Source organism: Streptomyces sp. cg40, assembly GCF_050320165.1.
Lineage (GTDB): Bacteria > Actinomycetota > Actinomycetes > Streptomycetales > Streptomycetaceae > Streptomyces > Streptomyces hokutonensis.
Genome location: NZ_CP190128.1, coordinates 6,526,091 through 6,544,460, shown reverse-complemented (window position 1 = coordinate 6,544,460; position 18,370 = coordinate 6,526,091). Strand labels below are relative to the sequence as shown.

The window sequence follows — 18,370 nt, the reverse complement described above, 5'->3', positions numbered from 1 at the left end:
ACGCCCGCGCCGACCGACCCATGGATGTCCCTTGCCCAGGTTCAGTGTCATTGTCCCCGCGTACAAGGTCCAGGCGTACCTGCACGAATGCCTGGACTCGGTGCTCTCGCAGTCGTATCCCGATCTGGAGCTGATCGCGGTCGACGACTGCTCGCCGGACGCCTGCGGCGCGATCATCGACGAGTTCGCGGCCCGCGACGCCCGCGTACGCGCCGTCCACCTGCCCGAGAACCAGGGCCTCGGCCGCGCCCGCAACGCGGGCCTGGAACAGGCCACCGGCGACTACCTCGTGTTCCTCGACAGCGACGACACGCTCACGCCCGACGCGCTGCGCTCGATCGCCGACCGCCTCAAGGAGACCGGCGAACCCGACGTCCTCGTCTTCGACTACGCCCGCACCTACTGGTCCGGTGAGGCCCAACGCAACAAGGTCGCCGCCCAGTTGACCGAACAGGGCCCGGCCCCCTTCCGTCTGGAGGACCGCCCGGGACTCCTCCGGGTCATCATGGTCGCCTGGAACAAGGCGTACCGGCGGGAGTTCGTCGAGCGCGAGGGCTTCGCCTTCCCGCCCGGCTACTACGAGGACACCCCGTGGACCTACCCGGTGCTGATGGCGGCGGAGACGATCGCGACCCTCGACCGGGTCTGCGTGCACTACCGGCAGCGCCGCCAGGGCAACATCCTCGGCACCACCAGCCGTAAGCACTTCGACGTCTTCGACCAGTACGACCGGGTCTTCGCGTTCGTCGACGCGCGCCCCGAACTCGGCCAGTGGCGGCCGGTGTTGTTCCGCCGCATGGTCGACCACCTCGCGACGGTCTTCACCAAGCCGGACCGGCTGCCGCGCGGCACCCGCGCCGAGTTCCTGCGCAAGGCCCGTGCCCACTACCGCCGTTACCGCATCCCCGGCACCTCGGTCCCGGTGCGCACCCGGATGCGGCACACCTTCGTGCACTTCGGCGTGCACCGCACGTTCCGGGCCGTGCAGAAGGCGATGAGCTGGCGACGGCGGGCGGTCAAGCTCACCGCCAAGCTCCTGCGCAACCTCAAGGCGGCAGTCCTCCAGCTGCACTACAAGGTCCAACTCCGGCTCCCGCTAAGGGATCGCGCGGTGTTCGCCGCCTACTGGGGGCGCGGCCACAGCTGCAACCCGGGCGCGCTGGAGACCGCGTTCCGCACCCACGCCCCGCACATCCGCACCGCGTGGATCGCCCGCCCCGAGCACCACCACACGATCCCGGCCGCGACCCGCAGGCTGCGCCCGAACACGGTCGCTTACTGGACGGCGCTGGCCCGCTCCAAGTACCTGGTGAACAACGTCAACTTCGACCGCCGGCTGGTCAAGCGCCCCGGCCAGGTGCTGATCCAGACCCAACACGGCACCCCCCTCAAGCACATGGGCCTCGACCTCCAGGAACGCCCGGCCGCCGCACGGGACATGGACTTCGGCGAACTCCTCAAGGGCGTCGACAAGTGGGACCACGTCCTGTCCCCCAACCGCCACACCACCTTGACCTGGGAGCGCGTCTACCCCGGCAGCTACACCACGCTCGCCTACGGCTATCCCCGCAACGACGTGTTCCAGCAGGCCACTTCGGCCGACGTGCACCGCCTGCGCGAGTCGCTCGGCATCCCGCAGGACGCCATCGCGCTCCTCTACGCGCCGACCCACCGCGACTACCGCCGCGTCCAGCGCGCCCACCTGGACCTCGACCGCGTCCTGCGCCGCCTCGGCCCGCGCTTCGTGGTGCTGGCCCGCGCCCACTACTGGCACGAGGGCCCGCTCGCGACGGCCGCGTCCGGCCGCATCATCGACGTCACCGACCACCCCAGCGTCGAATCGCTCTGCCTGGCCTCGGACGCGCTGGTCACCGACTACTCGTCCCTGATGTTCGACTACGCCAACCTCGACCGCCCGATCGTCATCCACGCCGACGACTGGGAGGCCTACGAGGCGGCCCGCGGCACCTACTTCGACCTGCGGGCCTTTCCGCCGGGCGCGGTCGCGCGCAGTGAGGACGAACTGATCGACATCTTCGCGACCGACCACTGGCGCGGCTCCCGCTCGGCGCAACTGCGCACCGCGTTCCGCGAGCGCTTCTGCCCCTACGACGACGGCCGCGCCGCCGAACGGGTCGTACGCCACGTGGTGTTGGGCGAGAGAGACCTCCCGCCGGTCGTCCCGCTCGCCGACCGCCACCCGGTCCCCTCGGCCGCCGCGAGCCGCCCGCACTCCCCTCTCACCACCGTGCCGCAGCCGACGGCGCCCCGGCCCGTCACCGACCGCCTCTGAACGCCGTTCCCGAACAGGGGAGTTCGCATGCCCTTAGGTCCTGTCGTCACATCCCTGTCTGCCTCGCGACGCCATGCACGCTCCCCCACTGCCTTGAGGGCGTGGGAGGTGCCCCCACTCGCCGCACCGGGCGCAGACCCACGTACGCCCAGTACGCGGGTCCACGCCCGGCACGCCGAGAGCACGCACCTTCTGCGACACGAGCTGCTGCCGCAGCGGGCGCGAGGCCGCCCTCCGGGCGACGACGGGAATGTGACGACAGGACCTAGCCCCTCGCGCCCGACCCCGACCAGGCCGTCGACCTGGCGTCCGACCGGGCGCCCCGGCCGCCGCGCGCACTGACCCGGAACCTCCCCTCCGGACCACTGGAGAAAGAACAGAATGCCCCGCTTCAGCATCATCGTCCCGTCCCACGGGGTCGCCGGCCGGCTCTCCCAGGCCCTGGACTCGGTCCTCGCGCAGTCCTACGGCGACTTCGAGCTGATCCCGGTCTGCGACGCCCCCGACTCCCCGGCCGCGGACGTCGCCGACGCCCACGCCGGACGGGACTCCCGGGTGGCCCCGGTCCACTCACCACCCTCGGCGGGCCTGAGCGGGGCACGCAACACCGGTCTGCGGACGGCGACCGGCTCCTACGTCCTCTTCCTGGACGGCGACGACACCCTCGCCCCGGGCGCGCTGGCCGCGCTGAACGCCCGCCTCACGGAGACCGGTGACGTCGACGTCCTGTACGTCGAGCACGAGCGCACCCCGTGGTGGGAGGGCGAGCCCACCAACCCGGCCGCCCCGCTGCTGGCGAAGACCCCGGCGGGCGCCTTCTCCCCCTCCCAGGCACCTCAGTTGACGGGCGTTCAGCTCCCGGCCTGGAGCGCCGTCTACCGCCGCGCCTTCCTCACGGACCACCAACTCACCTTCCCGGAGGGACCGTTCACCGACCTCGGCTGGGGCGGCCTGGTCACCCTCGCCGCCGAGCGCGTGGCGGCGCTGCGTTCGGTGGTCGTACGGCATCTGCTGCGCCGGCAGGGCAGCCGCCTCAACCTGCCGGGCGCGCACCACCACCAACTCCTCGACCAGGTGGACATGGTGCTGACGCGTGCCGCCGACAGCGAGCTGTCCGGCGCCCTGTTCGAGCAGCTCTTCGCGGTGGTGCTGAAGACGGCGTCCCGGCCCGAGCGGCTCCCCTCCGGGCACCGCGCCTTCTTCCGCCGGGCGGGGCGGCTGTACCGCTCGCACCGGCCCGCCGGTTTCCGTGCGCCGGGCGGGAGTGTGGGGGTGCAGCACCGGCTGCTGGCGTCGGGGGCGTACTCGGCGTTCCGGGCGCTGCGCGGCGCCAACCGCTCGGCCTCGGAGGCGGCGGAGCGGGTCCCGCGCCCCCGGATGCTCCGCACCCGCCTGCGCTACGCCCTCGACCTGCGCCGCCCCCTCGACCCCAACCTGGCCGTCTACTGCGCCTATTGGGGCCGGGGCTACGCGTGCAGCCCGGCCGCGATCCACGCCAAGGCGGCCGAACTCGCCCCGCACATCCGCTCGGTGTTCCTGGTCGAGCCGGACGCGGTGGACGCCGTACCGAAGGGCGTCGAGCACGCGGTCATCGGCAGCCGGAAGTACTGGGAGGTTCTGGCGCGGGCCAAGTACCTGGTGAACAACGCCAACTTCGCCGAGGGTGTCGTCAAGCGGCGCGGCAGCGTGCACGTCCAGACGCAGCACGGCACCCCGCTGAAGAAGATGGGCGTCGACCAGTCGACGTACCCGGTGGTGGCCGCCGCGACCGGCAGCTTCGCCAAACTCCTTGGCCGGGTGGACCGTTGGGACTACAACATCTCCTCCAACCGGCACTCCACTCAGATGTGGGAGCGCGCGTTCCCGGGCTCGTACGAGGCGCTGGAGTACGGCTATCCGCGCAACGACGTGTACTACTCGTCGACCGCCGATGAAGTCGCCCGTATCCGGCGGGAGTTGGGTGTCCCGGAGGGGAAGACGGCGGTCCTGTACGCGCCCACCCACCGCGACTACCGGACCGGCTTCGACACCGGGCTCGACCTGGAGGCCTTCTGCGCGGCGGCCGGCGATGACGTGGTCGTGCTGCTGCGCGCCCACTACTTCTACGACCAGGGCCGGGCGAAGAGCAGCGGCCGGATCATCGACGTGACCGGGCACCGCTCCTCCGAGGACGTGTGTCTGGCCGCCGACGCGCTGGTCACGGACTACTCGTCGATCATGTTCGACTACGCCAACCTCGACCGGCCGATCGTCGTGTACGCCGACGACTGGGACGTCTACCGCGAGACCCGGGGCGTCTACTTCGACCTCATGGAGGCCCCGCCCGGCCCGGTCGCGCGGACCCCCGAGGATCTGGCCGAGGTGTTCCGCGACGGCTCGTACGCGGGGGCGGAGTCCAAGGCCCTGCGGGCCGAATTCCGGTCCCGGTTCTGCGAGTTCGACGACGGACTGGCCGCCGAGCGGGTCGTACGCCGGGTCTTCCTCGGTGAGCCGCCGGAGGCGGCCCTGCCCGTGATCCCGCTCGCGGAGCGCGTCCCGGCCCCCGCCGCCACCCTCGTAAGGAGCTGAACCCGAAGTGCCCCGCTTCAGCGTCATCGTCCCCGTCTTCAAGGTGCAGGGCTTTCTGCGCGAGTGCCTCGACTCGGTCCTGGAGCAGTCCTACCGGGACATCGAGGTGATCGCCGTGAACGACTGCTCGCCGGACGGCTGCGGCGCGATCCTCGACGAGTACGCGGCCCGCGACCCGCGCGTGCAGGTGCTGCACCTGCCGGAGAACGTCGGCCTCGGGCGTGCCCGCAACGCCGGAATGCCCCTGGCCACCGGCGACTTCCTGTTCTTCCTCGACAGCGACGACACCCTCACCCCGGGCGCCCTGCGCGCGATGGCCGACCGGCTCGACGCGAGCGGCGACCCGGACGTCCTGGTCTTCGACTACGCGCGCACCTACTGGTGGGGCGGCACCCGGCGCAACGTCCTCGCGCACGTCCTGACCGAGGTCGACGACACCTTCACGGTCGCCGAACACCCGGAGATCCTCGACCTGTTGATGGTCGTGTGGAACAAGGTGTACCGCCGCGAGTTCGTCCACAAGCACGCCTTCGAGTTCCCGCCGGGCTACTACGAGGACACGCCCTGGACCTTCCCGGTGCTGCTCAGCGCCGAGCGGATCGCCACCCTCGACCGGATCTGCCTCAACTACCGGCAGCGGCGGCAGGGCAACATCCTCTCCACCACCAGCCGCAAGCACTTCGACATCCACGACCAGTACGAGCGGGTCTTCGCGTTCGTCGACTCCCGTCCCGAGCTGGCGAGTTGGCGCCCCTACCTGCACCGCAAGATGGGCGAGCACTGTCTCGACATCCTCGGCAAGCCGGACCGCCTGCCCCCGTCCGACAAGGCCGAGTTCTTCCGCCGTACGGCCGAACTGTTCGCCAAGTACAAGCCGGCGGCGGGGGCACCGGTGGATGCCGAAGTCCGTTGCCTGGAGGGCAGTTACGCGCTGTACCGGGTCCGGCGGCAGGCGGGAGGCGCCGGTCGGCTGCTCGGGCGGCGGGCACTGCAAGCACGCAAGTCGGCGGCCGGGCGGGTGAAGGGCGGCTGGGCCGCGCTGCACGCCCACCGCTCCCTCGACCCCGACCTCGTCGTGTACTCGGCCTTTTCGCATCGCGGGGTCCTCGGCGACCCGGCCGCCGTCTACTACAAGGCGCGGGAGATCGCCCCGCACCTGCGGGGCGTGTGGGTCGTACAGGACGCGGAACAGGCCGCGTTGCTGCAGCCGGACGTCGAGCACGTCCTGCTCAACACCCCGCGCTTTCACCAAGTCACCGCACGCGCCAAGTACTTCGTGAACAACGTCAACTGGCCCGGCACCCTCACCAAGCGCCCCGGCAGCGTCCACATCCACACCCACCAGGGCACCCCGCTCAAGTACATGGCGGCCGACCTGCTGGACAAGCCCGGCGCCCGCTACGGCGTCGACGTACCGCAGATGCTGCGCCGCGCCGACCGCTGGGACCACAGCCTGGTCGCCAACCGGCACTCGGAGCTGGTGTGGGAGCGGGCGTATCCCTGTCACTTCGCGTCGGCGCGGACCGGAAGCCCGCGCAATGACGTCCTCGTCCGGGCAACTCCGGCGGCGGGCGCGGTAGTTCGGGAACGGCTCGGGATCCCCGACGACCACACCGTCGTGCTGTACGCGCCGACCCGCCGTGAGTACGTGCGGAGCGGGCACGTCGACCGGCTCGACCTGGCCCGGTTCGCCGAGGATCTCGGCCCGGCGCACACCCTTGTCGTACGCCTGCATCCGTCTCTCGCGACCGGTCCCGCGCGGGGCATGGGGCTCGCGGATCTGCACCGGCGGGGTGTGCTGGTCGACGCGACCGACGAACTCTCCGTCGAGGACGTCATGTTGGCGTCCGACGCGCTGGTCACCGACTACTCGGCCCTGATGTTCGACTACGCCAACCTCGACCGGCCGATCGTCCTCCACGCCGACGACCGGGAGGCGTACGCGGCGAGCCGGGGCACCTACTTCGACGTCACCGCCGAGCCACCGGGCCATGTGTCCGGTTCCTACCGGGAGTTGGCGTGGCTGTTCGCCTCGGGGGCCTGGCGGGACGAGGACTCGACCCGGCTGCGGGCCGAATTCCGGTCGCGCTACTGCGAGTTCGACGACGGGAACGCCGCCGAGAGGGTCGTACGGACGCTGTTGCTGGGTGAGGACGGCCGGCAGCCGTCGGCCGGATCCGCCGCGCGAGTTCCCTCCCCCGCCGCCGGGCACGACCAGTTGGCGTCCTCATGAGGCCCCGCACGTGGGTGCTGGTGCTGGCCGCCGTGTTCGCGGTGCTCCAACTCGCCAATGTCACCGGCCGGGACACCCCCGACACCAAGAACTACCTGTCGTACGCGCTGAGTCTGAGCGGTGAGAGCAAGCGCGCGGCGGCGACCGTCACCATCGACTACTACTGCGCGAGCCGGGGGGACGTCGCGCGGCGCGACCAGAGCGTCAACGCGCTGGACTTCCACGGCAAGGACCCGGCCGCGCGGGTCGCGAAGAAGTGCCGGGCCGCCCAGTGGCGGGTGGTGGACGCGCAGGTGCGGGCCGGGAACAGCGGTGGGTTCATCACGCCGTTCATGCCCGAGCGGTTCATGCGGATCTTCGAAGTGCGGCCGGGATACCCGGTGTTCCTGGTCCCGTTCGTCACGCTGCTCGGGCCGGTGTGGGGGCTGTGGACGTCGAGTGTCGTCCTCACGGTCGCGGGCGGGATCCTCGTGTTCCTGATCCTGCGCACGCTGTCCGTGTCGGTACCGCTCGCGCTGACCGGGCAGGCCCTCTACTACGTCCTGCCGTGCGGGACGACCGCGATGCGCCCGATGACCGAGGGTCTGATGACGGCCCTGACACTGGCTGCGGTGTGGGGCTGCGCTCTGGTCGCGACAGGGCGCCGTACGCGCGCCGCACTCGCCCTCGTCGCCGGTTGTCTGCTGCTCCTCTTCACCGTCAAGCACTCACAGGCCCTGTTCCTCGGGCTGTGCCTGGCCGGTGCGGGCGCGCTGGTCGCCGTACGACAGCGGGAGCGGCGGCGGGCGTGGGCGGTGGTCGCGGGGCTCGGTGCAGCAGCGGCCGTAGGAACTCTGCTGCTCGCGGGGCTCCTGCACTACCCGTCACAGACCGACAGCCTTCAGGACCTGCTGACCGATCACTACGCGCTGCCCGACCGCGCCCGGCTGTACCCCGAGTTCCTGCACCTGGAGGCGAACTTCTGGCTGGAGTGGACCCGGCAGCAGCTGTGGCAGCCGGTGCTCGCGGCGGCGCTGGGTGCCGGTCTGTGGGGTGCGTTGCGGCGGCCGGTGTTCGGGGTGTTCCTGATCGGGGCCGCGTTCACCGGGATTCTGACGCAGGCCGCGCATCCGGACATCAGTGTGTGGGGCGGGCGGCTGATCGTGCTGGTGTGGCTGTTGCCGGTGGTGGGGGTGCCGTTGCTGCTGGAGAGCGCGGTGCGGGGGAAGGCGGTCGTCGCCCCGGTGCCGGTGCCCGGGCAGGGGCTCGGGGAGCGGGCTCAGCCGGTCCGGTGACGCGGACGACCCCGGCGACGAGGTGATCGGCACTCGTCGCCGGGGTCGCGGAACCGTCGTAGTGACTACTCGATGACGAGGTCGACCTCGATGTTGCCGCGGGTCGCGTTCGAGTACGGGCAGACCTGGTGGGCGGTCTCGACCAGCTTGCGGCCGGTCTCCTCGTCCACGGTGTCGGGGAGCTCGACGCGGAGCGTCACCTTGAGGCCGAAGCCCTCGCCCTGCTTGCCTATGCCGACCTCGGCGGTCACGGCGGCGTCGGTGACGTCGACCTTCGACTGCCGGCCGACGAGGCCGAGGGCGCTGCCGAAACAGGCGGCGTAACCGGCGGCGAACAGCTGCTCAGGGTTGGTGCCCTGGCCGTTGCCGCCCATCTCGACCGGAATGCCGAGCTGAAGGTCGATCTTGCCGTCGTTGCTGACCGCGCGGCCGTCACGGCCGTGGGTGGCGGTGGCTACGGCGGTGTAGATCGCGTCCATTGGAAACCATCCCTCTCGGAAGTCTTCTGCGGGGGTGACCGGTCCGGGTGTCCGGACCGCCTCACGGCGATAAGTAGAGCACACAATTCAATTGCACACAACTAAATGGCCCGCTAGCGCTATCCTGGAACCATGACCACCACTCCCGCCGACACCCCCACCAGCGACTGGCTCCGCCTGGACCAGCAGATCTGCTTCTCCCTGAACGCCGCGTCACGCGCCTTCGGCGGCGTCTACCGCGTGCTCCTCAAGGATCTCGGGCTCACCTACCCGCAGTACCTGGTGATGCTGGTGCTGTGGGAGCACGGCGAGCTGCCCGTCAAGAAGCTCGGCGAACACCTGCGGCTCGACTCCGGCACCCTGTCCCCGCTGCTCAAGCGGCTGGAGACGGCCGGTCTGGTACGCCGTGAGCGCAGCGCCCGCGACGAGCGCTCGGTGGAGGTACGGCTCACGGACGAGGGCGCCGCCCTGCGCGAACGCGCCCTCGACGTGCCGCGCCGCATCCTCGGCGCGACCGGCTTCGACATCGACGAGATCCGCGCACTGCGGGCACAGCTCGACGAACTCACGGGTGCGCTGGACTCGGCGGCGCTGGAGCAGGCGTGACCACGGGTTCCGGAGCCGGCCCGGCCTTGTGCTCCGGAGCCGGCATCACCATGTCCTGCGGGGGCGTGCGGCGGATGTAGAGGGCCAGCTTCACGCGTCCGCTCACGTACTGCCGCCGGCGCGCGAACTCCCCGTCCACGACGTCGAGTTTGACCCGGTCGACCGGATCGCCCGGCACCCAGCGGGAGGGCAGCAGGTTCGACTGCGCGACGATCCACACCCGGTCCGCACCGGCGAGCCTGCCTTCCAGCTCCGCCGGCGCCACCTCCCGTCCGCTCAGCGTCCCGGACCTCGCCCCCGACTCCGCCAGCGCCAGGTCCCGCACCCCGGCGAACGGCCCCGGATACGCCAACGCCGTCACCCGCCAGAACGACGGCAGGAAGAGGACAGGGTCGCCGGGGCGCAGTTCACGGCCGGCCAGCGCGGAGACCTCGGCGAGGTTCTCGGGACGGTGGGCCGCCAGGCGGTCGCTGCGGTAGGCGGGGAGGCCGTGGAGGAAGGGGACGGCCAGGGCGAGCGCGCCGGCGAGGGTGATGAGGCGGGTGCGGGCAGGGCGTTTCGGGAAGCGCGGCGAGGGGCTCGGTGTAGGGCTCGCGGCGCCGGTGGTGCGGTTGATTCCGGTCAGTGGTGGGCGAGTTGAGGTTCCGGGGTGGTGGCCGCTCACGGTGGTTCCAGGGTGGTGGCCTCCCACAGTGGTTCCGGCATGGTGACCGCCCGCAGTCAGGGCGCCGACCAACTCGGGGCGGCGTTCGACCACGGCCACTCGGTCCGCCCCATGGGCGACTTCCGGACGCAGAAGGCTCGTCGGCCACAGCCGTCCCAGCATCCCCACCAGCCGGTCCGCCCCCGCCGCCACCAGCAGCGGCGCCCCCGCCAGGGCGTACAGCACGTACCGCTCGTGGAACAGCGGCCGGAACTGCGAGACCGTCAGCAGGATCACCGGCGGCACCACCAGCAACGGCAGCGCGACCGACGCGAGCCGTCCCGCGCCGAGTCCCAGCAGGATCAGCAGGACCGAGGTCCAGAAAACGACCCCGGTCGGGGTGACGGAGAGGAAACCGCGGGCCAGCCGCTCGGTGGTGTCCCGGTCCGGCACCCGCAGCCACGCCACCTGCCCCGACTGCCGCTGGGAGACCCACGCGAGCGGCAGCAGGATCCCCACCGCCACGCCCGCCGCACGCCCCCAGCCGGCCCACACCGCCCTGGGCACCCGCGCCGCCAGCAGCGTCAACGCGTGGGCGCAGAGCACCAGTACGGCGAACTCGTGCAGCAGAAAGGTCACGGCGAGGACGGCGCCGTACGGCCACCAGGAACGCCTCGCCCGTGTCTGTAGCTCCGGCGCCGATCGCTCCTCCAGCGCCCGCACCAGGAGCAGTGTCGCCCCGGCGACTCCGGCCGCGACGATGGCGTACGACCGGCCCTCCTGCGCGTAGTGGCCGGTCAGCGGGGTGATCGCGTAGAGCAGGCCGGCCCAGAGGCCGACCCGGGGGCGGGCCAGGCGGACGCCGAGGGCCGCGACCAGGCCCGCCGTCGCCGCCGCGCCGCACACCGACGGCAGGCGGAGGGCGACCTCGCCCGGGTGGACGGCGAGGACGGCGTGCATGAGCAGGTAGTACAGGCCGTGCACCGCGTCGACGCCGTGCAGCAGATGCCAGATCTGCGGCACCGTGCGCCGTCCCACCAGGTAGGTGACGCCCTCGTCGCCCCACATGCCGCCGCGGTCGAGCCCCCACAGCCCGAGCGCGAGCATGACGGCCACCGGCACGACGACGGCCACGACCTCCGCACGCGTCCGTCGCCCGGGGCCATACGCACGCTCACCCTCGCCTTGGCTTTCCACCTGGCCGATTTTGTACTGTAAGCGGGCTCTTACCAACGATTGACGGTGTATTAGCATTCATGCGGCATTCACCCGGCTTACGATCCGCTGTGATGAACGCCGTCCGCAGACACCGCCTCCTCGCCCTCACGCTCGCCTGGCTCGCCACCCGCGCCGGAATGCTGCTCCTCCTCGCGCACAACGGCCTGCCCCTGCTCGGCCGGGGCGCGGTCGCCCGGGAGGTGTGGCGCCTCTACTACCACTGGTACGGGGTCCTGTCGCAGGGCGCGTTCCCGGCCAACGACCATCTGTGGCAGTACCCGCCGGGGGCGGGACCGGTCCTGCTGGCCCCGGCGCTGCTGCCGGGCCTGACGTATTTCCAGGCGTTCGTCGCCTTCACCCTCGCCACCGACGCGCTGATCACCGTGGTCCTGGCCCGCGCGGGCACCCGCCCCGGCCACAGCCTGCGCGGCGCCGCCTACTGGATCGTCTGCCTCCCCCTCCTCCTGGACATGCCGCTCGTCCGCTACGACGTGCAGGTCACGGCGTTCGCCGTCATCTCTCTGTTGACGTTGTCGCGCTCCACGCGCGCGTGCGGCGCGTTCGCGGCGCTGGGCGCGCTGGTGAAGGTGTGGCCGGCGCTGGTGCTGCTGGGGGTGCCGAGGGGGCGGGCGACGCGGTCGGCGGGGGCGTGGGCGGTGGGGGCGGGGGTCTTGTCGCTCATGATGCTCGTAGCCTTGTTCAACAATCCTTTCGCCTTCTTGCGCCAACAGGGCGGCAGGGGCGTGCAGATCGAGTCACTGGGCGGCACGCTCCTCGGCCTGGCGACCCACGTGGGCTGGCCGGGCCGGGCGCGCTACCAGTACGGCGCGATGGAGTTCACGGGACCGCATGTCGCCGCCGTCGCCGACGCCTCCCTCGCGCTCACGGCGGTCGCCTTCGGGTTCCTGCTGCTGTGGCGGATCCGGGCCCGCCGCTGGACCGACGCGACCCCCTACGACGCCGCGCTGAGCGCCGTCCTGCTGTTCACCGTGACCAGCCGGGTGATCAGCCCCCAGTACATGATCTGGCTGCTCGGCCTGACCGCCGTCTGCCTGACCTCCCGGCACACCGTGCAGCGCCCGGTGGCCGCACTGATCGTGGCGGCGACCGTGATCAGCTCCGTGGAGTTCCCCGGCCTCTACAGCGACGTCATCCACAGCACCTGGACGGGCTGCGCGCTGATGGTCGTACGCAACGGTCTGCTGGGCGCCGCGGCCGTCCTCTCCTTCGTCCGGCTGTGGCGGTCGTCGCGGGCGGTTCCGGCGACCCCGCACGCGCGCGTGCGGCCCGTCGGCCCGCACGGGGAGTCCCAGCAGTTGACCGCGGCACACTCCGGCGCCTGATTGACTGAGGCCGGGGAGCGTGCGGGACGCGCCTCCAGTGATCGAGTGACATCCAGTGACGGAGGGGACTGCCGCACATGACCTGGCTGATCACCGGCGGAGCCGGCTACATCGGGGCACACGTCGTGAGGGCGATGACCGAGGCGGGCGAACAGACCGTCGTCTACGACGACCTGTCCACCGGCATCGCCGCGCGCGTGCCCGACGGCGTCCCCCTGGTGCACGGCTCGGTCCTGGACGCGGAGCGCGTGGCCCGCACCCTCGCCGACCAGGACGTCACCGGGGTCGTCCACCTCGCGGCGAAGAAGCAGGTCGGCGAGTCGGTGGACCGGCCGCTGCACTACTACCGGGAGAACGTCGAGGGCCTGCGCGTCCTCCTGGAGGCGGTGACCACGGCCGGCGTCCCGTCCTTCGTGTTCTCGTCCTCGGCGGCCGTCTACGGCATGCCGGACGTGGAGCTGGTCACCGAGGAGACGTCGTGCGTGCCCATGTCGCCGTACGGCGAGACGAAGCTGGCGGGTGAGTGGCTGGTCCGTGCCACGGGCCGCGCGACCGGCCTGTCCACGGCCTCCCTGCGCTACTTCAACGTGGCCGGTGCCGCGAGCCCCGAACTCGCGGACACGGGCGTCTTCAACATCGTCCCCATGGTCTTCGAGAAGCTCACCGAGGACGCGCCCCCGCGCATCTTCGGCGACGACTACGCCACCCCGGACGGCACCTGCGTCCGCGACTACATCCACGTCGTCGACCTGGCCGAGGCCCACGTCGCCGCGGCCCGCGCCCTCCAGGCCTCCCCCGGCCGCGCCCTCACCCTCAACATCGGCCGCGGGGAAGGCGTTTCGGTCCGCGAGATGATCGACCGCATCAACGCGATCACCGGCTACGACCGCCCCCCGACCGTCCACCCCCGCCGCCCCGGCGACCCGGCCCGCGTCGTCGCCTCCGCCGACCGCATCACCACCGAACTGGGCTGGAAGGCCAAGCACGACGTCCAGGACATGATCACGTCGGCGTGGGAGGGGTGGGTGCGGCTGCATCCGGGGGCCGCGCGGTCCTGATGGACGGTCGCTCCAGGACGGAACGCGCGGTGGGCGCCGTCCTCGGCTCCGCCGTCGGCGACGCGCTCGGCGCGCCCTTCGAGTTCGGTCCCGAGGGCGCCTTCTCCGCCCGCTTTCCGGCGCCCGGTCACGGCGGTGAGATGTGCGGCGGCGGGGGTTGGGACCCGGGCGAGGCGACCGACGACACACAGATGGCCGTACTCGTCGCGGAGTCGCTGCTGGAGTGCGACGGGCTTCAACTGCCGGACATGTTCCGGCGGTTCCGGCGCTGGGCAGCCGCCGACCCGAAGGACATCGGCCTCCAGACCGAGGCCGTGCTGAGCAGCGGCGACCCCTGGGACCTGGCCGCGGCCCTGCACTTCCAGAGCAGCCAACGGGGCGCCGGGAACGGTGCGTTGATGCGCGCCGCGCCCTCGTCGGTGTACTTCGCGCGCGCGGGCCGTGACGCCACGATGGACGCCGCCCGCCGTATCTCCGCCCTCACCCACGGAGACCGCGCGGCCTGGGAAGGCACCGCCGTCCTCCACGAGTTGGCGCGCGTCGCGCTGGAGGGCCACGACCCGCTCGACGTCGTCGAGGAGACCCTCGGATACGTCCACGCCGACCACCGGGAGCGGTACGCCGTCGTCCTCTCCCCCGGCTGGCACCCCGACCTGGCGACGGAGTTCAACGGCGCCGTCTGGCCCTGCCTCGGCTCCGCCGTGTGGGCCCTGCGGACTACTTCCTCGTACGAGGACGCCGTGCGCGCCGCGATCGACCTCGGCGGCGACACGGACACCGTCGCCGCCGTGACGGGCGGGCTCGCCGGGGCGGTGTACGGGAGCGGGGCGATCCCCGAGCACTGGAGCGCGGCCCTGCACGTGCCGTTGCCGGGGTTCGGCGGGCGGGTGCTGCGGGCGGCCGAACTCGGTGAACTGGCAAGGCGGTTGGACCGAGGGGGAGGGTGACTCGCCGAGTGGGTCGAGGCGGGCCCGCGGCACCTTGAGCCCTCCGCGGCGGCCGGACCCTACAGCGCCTTCAGCCCCTCCGCGGCGGCCGAGCCCTACAGCGCCTTCAACCCCTCCGTGGTGGCCCGGGCCAGCGCCCCCAGGTATCCCTTCGGCAGCTTCGGGCTGCGGATCACCACGGCGCGCCAGTACAGGGGGCCGGAGATGAGGTCCAGGGCCAGGTCCTCGTCCATGCCGGGGCTGATCTCGCCGCGGTGTTCCGCCGCCGCGAGGATCTTGCTGGCCACGCCCTCCTGGCCCTCGCGCAACGCCTTCTGCATCGCGTCGGCGATCTCCGGATTGCGGGCCGCCTCGGCCTGGAGGTCCGGGATGATCTGCGAGGCCACCGGGTGGCGCAGAGCGCGTGACGTCACCTCGTACAGCATCCGGAGGTCGCCCTCCAGGGAACCGGTGTCCGGCGTCGGCAGCCCCATCACCGCGATCGCCGACACGACGTCGAGCACCAGGTGCAGCTTCGAACGCCAGCGGCGGTACACCGCCGTCTTGCCCACCCCCGCGCGGCGCGCGATCCCCTCGATCGACATCCGGGCATACCCGACCGCCGCCAGCTCCTCGAAGACCGCCGCCCGGATGGCTTCGGTCACATCCTCGCGGAGTACGGCCGCCCCGGCGGGGGTCCGGCGGCGCTGACGTGTGGTGGGCTCGTCGGCGTTCGTCGTCATAGCTCAAGCATAGGGGCGTTGCGACGAAACGGTTGCGTTCCGACGCGGGTGGGGCGCGTCGCGACGAAACGGACCCGTCCCGCCCGGCACGTATCGACGCAACAGGCGCGTCCCGGCGCAAACCCCGGCGCACCTAACGACCCGATCACATCCGTGACGACGAAACGGTTGCGTTCCGACGCCGAATCGGCCTACGCTCACGTTGCGACGATACGGTCCCGTCCCGACGTAAGAGAACGTAAAGAGAAGCGTAAGGAAACGCCGGGCGACGGGACACCGCAGCCGGACGCACGCATTCCCCTCCCCCCGAGCGAAAGCAGCGGATGTGAGCCAGGTCCTCCACACACCGCCCCATTCGCCGGCCCCGGCCGACGAAGACGACCTCGCGGCACTCGCCGCCCGCCACGGCCTCACGGTCAGTGGCGCCCGCCCCTCCCTGCCCGAGTACGTCCGGCAGTTGTGGGAGCGGCGCCACTTCATCACCGCGTTCGCCACCGCCAAGCTGACCGCGCAGTACAGCCAGGCGAAGCTGGGCCAGGTCTGGCAGGTGATGACGCCGCTGTTGAACGCGGCGGTGTACTACTTCATCTTCGGTGTGCTGCTGGGCACCAAGAAGCATGTGCCGGACTACATCCCGTTCCTGGTGACGGGCGTGTTCATCTGGACGTTCACGCAGAGCTCGATCATGGCGGGCACCCGCGCGATCTCCGGCAACCTCGGCCTGGTCCGGGCGCTGCACTTCCCGCGGGCCGCGCTGCCCATCTCGTTCGCGCTCCAGCAGCTCCAACAGCTGCTGTTCTCGATGGCCGCCCTCATCGTCATCCTGATCTGCTTCGGCGTGCCGATCAGCGTCTCCTGGCTGCTGGTGATCCCCGCGCTGTTCCTGCAGTTCACGTTCAACGCGGGCGTCTCGATGGTCATGGCGCGGATGGGCGCGAAGACTCCGGACATCGCCCAGCTGATGCCGTTCATCCTGCGCACCTGGATGTACCTGTCCGGTGTCATGTGGAGCATCGACAAGCTGACCAAGGCCGACGACCTGCCGCACGCGGTGGTGATCGCCCTGGAGACCAACCCGGCGGCCGTCTACATCGACCTCATGCGCTACGCGCTGATCGACAGCTTCCACTCCAGCCAGCTCCCCCCGCACGTGTGGGCGGCGGCGACGGGCTGGGCGCTGATCGCCGGCGTCGGCGGCTTCATCTACTTCTGGAAGGCTGAGGAGACGTACGGCCGTGGCTGAGCAGACCATCGAGTACCACACCGAGCGGACCCCCGTGGCCGCCGACAGCACCATTCCCACCGTCGTCTGCGACGGCGTCGACATCATCTACCGCGTCAACGGAACCGGCGCCGGACGCGGCTCCGCAACCGCCGCCCTCAACCGCATGCTGCGCCGCGAGAAGGCCGAGAAGGCGGCGGGCGTGCGCACGGTGCACGCGGTCAAGAAGGTGTCCTTCGTCGCCTACAAGGGCGAGGCGATCGGGCTCATCGGTACGAACGGCTCCGGCAAGTCCACCCTGCTCAAGGCGGTCGCGGGCCTGCTCCCGGTCGAGAACGGCCGTATCTACACCCACGGCCAGCCCTCCCTCCTCGGCGTCAACGCGGCGCTGATGGGCGACCTGACCGGCGAGCGCAACGTCTACCTCGGCGGTCTGGCCATGGGTATGTCCCGGGAGCAGATCAAGGAACGCTACGAGAGCATCGTCGACTTCTCCGGGATCAACGAGAAGGGCGACTTCATCACCCTCCCCATGCGGACGTACTCCTCCGGCATGGGCGCCCGGCTGCGGTTCTCCATCGCCGCCGCCAAGGACCACGACGTACTCCTCATCGACGAGGCGCTGGCCACCGGCGACCGGTCGTTCCAGCGGCGCTCCGAGGAGCGGATCCGCGAGCTGCGGCAGCACGCGGGCACGGTCTTCCTGGTCAGCCACAACAACAAGTCGATCCGCGACACCTGCGACCGCGTGCTGTGGCTGGAGCGCGGCGAGCTGCGGATGGACGGGCCGACGGAGGAGGTCCTGGAGGCCTACGAGAACTTCACGGGCGGCGCGGACAAGCCCAAGGCACCGGCGGACAAGGCCGCCTAGGGCGTTTCCTTCGGATCATCTGATCGTTGGTCTGGGTGTGTCGTTGACTGACGCCCAGTGGGCCCGGATCGAGCCGCTGTTACCCGATCGGGCACCGAGGCGGGGTGGGCGGTGGCGGGATCATCGGCAGGTGATCGACGCGATCGCCTTCAAGTACCGCACCGGCTGCCCGTGGATGGACCTGCCCGAGGAGTTCGGCTCCTGGAAGGGCGTCCACAACCGGCTACGGAAGTGGGCGGCCGACGGCACCTGGGAGAAGGTCTTCGCCGCGCTGCTGGCCCAGGCCGACTCCGAAGGCGACCTCGACTGGGTCGTCGCCGTCGATTCCACCATCGTCCGCGCCCACCAGCACGCCGCCGGGGCCCGTCAAAAGGGGCCCCGGCCGGCGAGCCGCACGACCATGCCCTCGGTCGCTCCCGCGGCGGACTGACCACCAAGATCCATCTGGTTGCCGACGGACGTTGCCGCCCCCTGGCCTTCTGCCTCACACCGGGACAGGCGGGTGATGCACCCGCATTCACTGAGGTCATGGCCCGCTTGAGGGTGGCCCGGCCGGTCGGACGGCCCCGGACCACCCCGGAGACAGTCCTGGCGGACAAGGCGTATTCCTCCCGGGCCATCCGCACCCACCTGCGCCGCCGCGGCATCCGGGCCGTCATCCCGCAGCCTGCCGACCAGATCGCCAAGCGCAGGCGGCGGGGCCGGTCCGGCGGCAGGCCACCCGCCTTCGACAAGACCGCCTACCGGCAGCGCAACACTGTCGAGCGGTGCATCAACAAGCTCAAGCAGTGGCGCGGCCTTGCCACTCGATACGACAAGACCGCCACCGTCTACCTTGCCGCACTGCACATCGCGGGCATCTTCATCTGGTCCGCACGCTGATCCACAAGAAA

At 71.3% G+C, this 18,370-nt stretch carries 14 protein-coding genes; 11 read left to right on the top strand and 3 right to left on the bottom strand.

Features of this window, described 5'->3' with window-relative positions:
• Positions 1-31 precede the first annotated feature (31 nt).
• The 4 genes from ACQHII_RS29400 to ACQHII_RS29385 all read left to right on the top strand — a co-directional run bounded on the left by ACQHII_RS29400 (position 32) and on the right by ACQHII_RS29385 (position 8,368).
• Positions 32-2,293, top strand: a complete 2,262-nt coding sequence (locus ACQHII_RS29400; protein ID WP_427922098.1) for a bifunctional glycosyltransferase/CDP-glycerol:glycerophosphate glycerophosphotransferase — start codon at positions 32-34, stop codon at positions 2,291-2,293.
• Between the two features lie 381 nt (positions 2,294-2,674).
• Complete coding sequence (locus tag ACQHII_RS29395) at positions 2,675-4,861, top strand: bifunctional glycosyltransferase/CDP-glycerol:glycerophosphate glycerophosphotransferase (RefSeq protein ID WP_427922097.1); 2,187 nt, start codon at positions 2,675-2,677, stop codon at positions 4,859-4,861.
• Positions 4,862-4,868: 7 nt separating this feature from the next.
• On the top strand, positions 4,869-7,094 hold the full coding sequence (locus ACQHII_RS29390) for a bifunctional glycosyltransferase/CDP-glycerol:glycerophosphate glycerophosphotransferase (protein WP_427922096.1): 2,226 nt from the start codon (positions 4,869-4,871) through the stop codon (positions 7,092-7,094).
• On the top strand, positions 7,091-8,368 hold the full coding sequence (locus tag ACQHII_RS29385) for a hypothetical protein (protein WP_427922095.1): 1,278 nt from the start codon (positions 7,091-7,093) through the stop codon (positions 8,366-8,368). The genes ACQHII_RS29390 and ACQHII_RS29385 overlap by 4 nt, the downstream gene beginning before the upstream one ends.
• A 65-nt stretch (positions 8,369-8,433) precedes the next feature.
• Here the strand turns inward: ACQHII_RS29385 and ACQHII_RS29380 are convergent, their stop codons facing one another.
• Complete coding sequence (locus tag ACQHII_RS29380) at positions 8,434-8,847, bottom strand: organic hydroperoxide resistance protein (protein WP_427922094.1); 414 nt, start codon at positions 8,845-8,847, stop codon at positions 8,434-8,436.
• A 132-nt stretch (positions 8,848-8,979) separates the two neighbouring features.
• Here ACQHII_RS29380 and ACQHII_RS29375 point away from each other — a divergent pair, with 132 nt between their 5' ends.
• On the top strand, positions 8,980-9,453 hold the full coding sequence (locus ACQHII_RS29375) for a MarR family winged helix-turn-helix transcriptional regulator (protein WP_427922093.1): 474 nt from the start codon (positions 8,980-8,982) through the stop codon (positions 9,451-9,453).
• On the opposite strand, the gene ACQHII_RS29370 is transcribed toward ACQHII_RS29375, so the two are convergent.
• Positions 9,413-11,203: a glycosyltransferase family 39 protein gene (locus tag ACQHII_RS29370; RefSeq protein WP_427925432.1), complete on the bottom strand. Its 1,791-nt coding sequence runs from the start codon at positions 11,201-11,203 to the stop codon at positions 9,413-9,415. The two genes, ACQHII_RS29375 and ACQHII_RS29370, sit on opposite strands and share 41 nt — an antisense overlap.
• 182 nt (positions 11,204-11,385) lie before the next feature.
• Between ACQHII_RS29370 and ACQHII_RS29365 the strand changes: the two genes are divergently transcribed.
• The 3 genes from ACQHII_RS29365 (at position 11,386) to ACQHII_RS29355 (ending at position 14,662) form a co-directional block, all read left to right on the top strand.
• Complete coding sequence (locus ACQHII_RS29365; protein WP_427922092.1) at positions 11,386-12,657, top strand: glycosyltransferase 87 family protein; 1,272 nt, start codon at positions 11,386-11,388, stop codon at positions 12,655-12,657.
• Between the two features lie 77 nt (positions 12,658-12,734).
• Positions 12,735-13,715: a UDP-glucose 4-epimerase GalE gene (galE, locus tag ACQHII_RS29360; protein ID WP_427922091.1), complete on the top strand. Its 981-nt coding sequence runs from the start codon at positions 12,735-12,737 to the stop codon at positions 13,713-13,715.
• Positions 13,715-14,662: an ADP-ribosylglycohydrolase family protein gene (locus ACQHII_RS29355; protein ID WP_427922090.1), complete on the top strand. Its 948-nt coding sequence runs from the start codon at positions 13,715-13,717 to the stop codon at positions 14,660-14,662. The genes galE and ACQHII_RS29355 overlap by 1 nt, the downstream gene beginning before the upstream one ends.
• Before the next feature lie 95 nt (positions 14,663-14,757).
• Here the strand turns inward: ACQHII_RS29355 and ACQHII_RS29350 are convergent, their stop codons facing one another.
• Positions 14,758-15,384: a TetR/AcrR family transcriptional regulator gene (locus ACQHII_RS29350; RefSeq protein ID WP_427922089.1), complete on the bottom strand. Its 627-nt coding sequence runs from the start codon at positions 15,382-15,384 to the stop codon at positions 14,758-14,760.
• A gap of 325 nt (positions 15,385-15,709) precedes the next feature.
• Between ACQHII_RS29350 and ACQHII_RS29345 the strand changes: the two genes are divergently transcribed.
• From ACQHII_RS29345 to ACQHII_RS29335, 3 genes are all read left to right on the top strand, one after another.
• On the top strand, positions 15,710-16,627 hold the full coding sequence (locus ACQHII_RS29345) for an ABC transporter permease (protein WP_427922088.1): 918 nt from the start codon (positions 15,710-15,712) through the stop codon (positions 16,625-16,627).
• Positions 16,620-17,477, top strand: coding sequence for an ABC transporter ATP-binding protein (locus ACQHII_RS29340; protein WP_427922087.1), 858 nt, complete (start codon positions 16,620-16,622; stop codon positions 17,475-17,477). Before ACQHII_RS29345 ends, ACQHII_RS29340 begins: the two co-directional genes overlap by 8 nt.
• 22 nt (positions 17,478-17,499) lie before the next feature.
• A protein-coding gene (locus tag ACQHII_RS29335; protein ID WP_427925200.1) for an IS5 family transposase occupies positions 17,500-18,359 on the top strand; the annotation gives its coding sequence in 2 pieces (ribosomal slippage) (positions 17,500-17,845 and positions 17,845-18,359; 861 coding nt in all).
• The last annotated feature ends 11 nt before the right edge of the window (positions 18,360-18,370 follow it).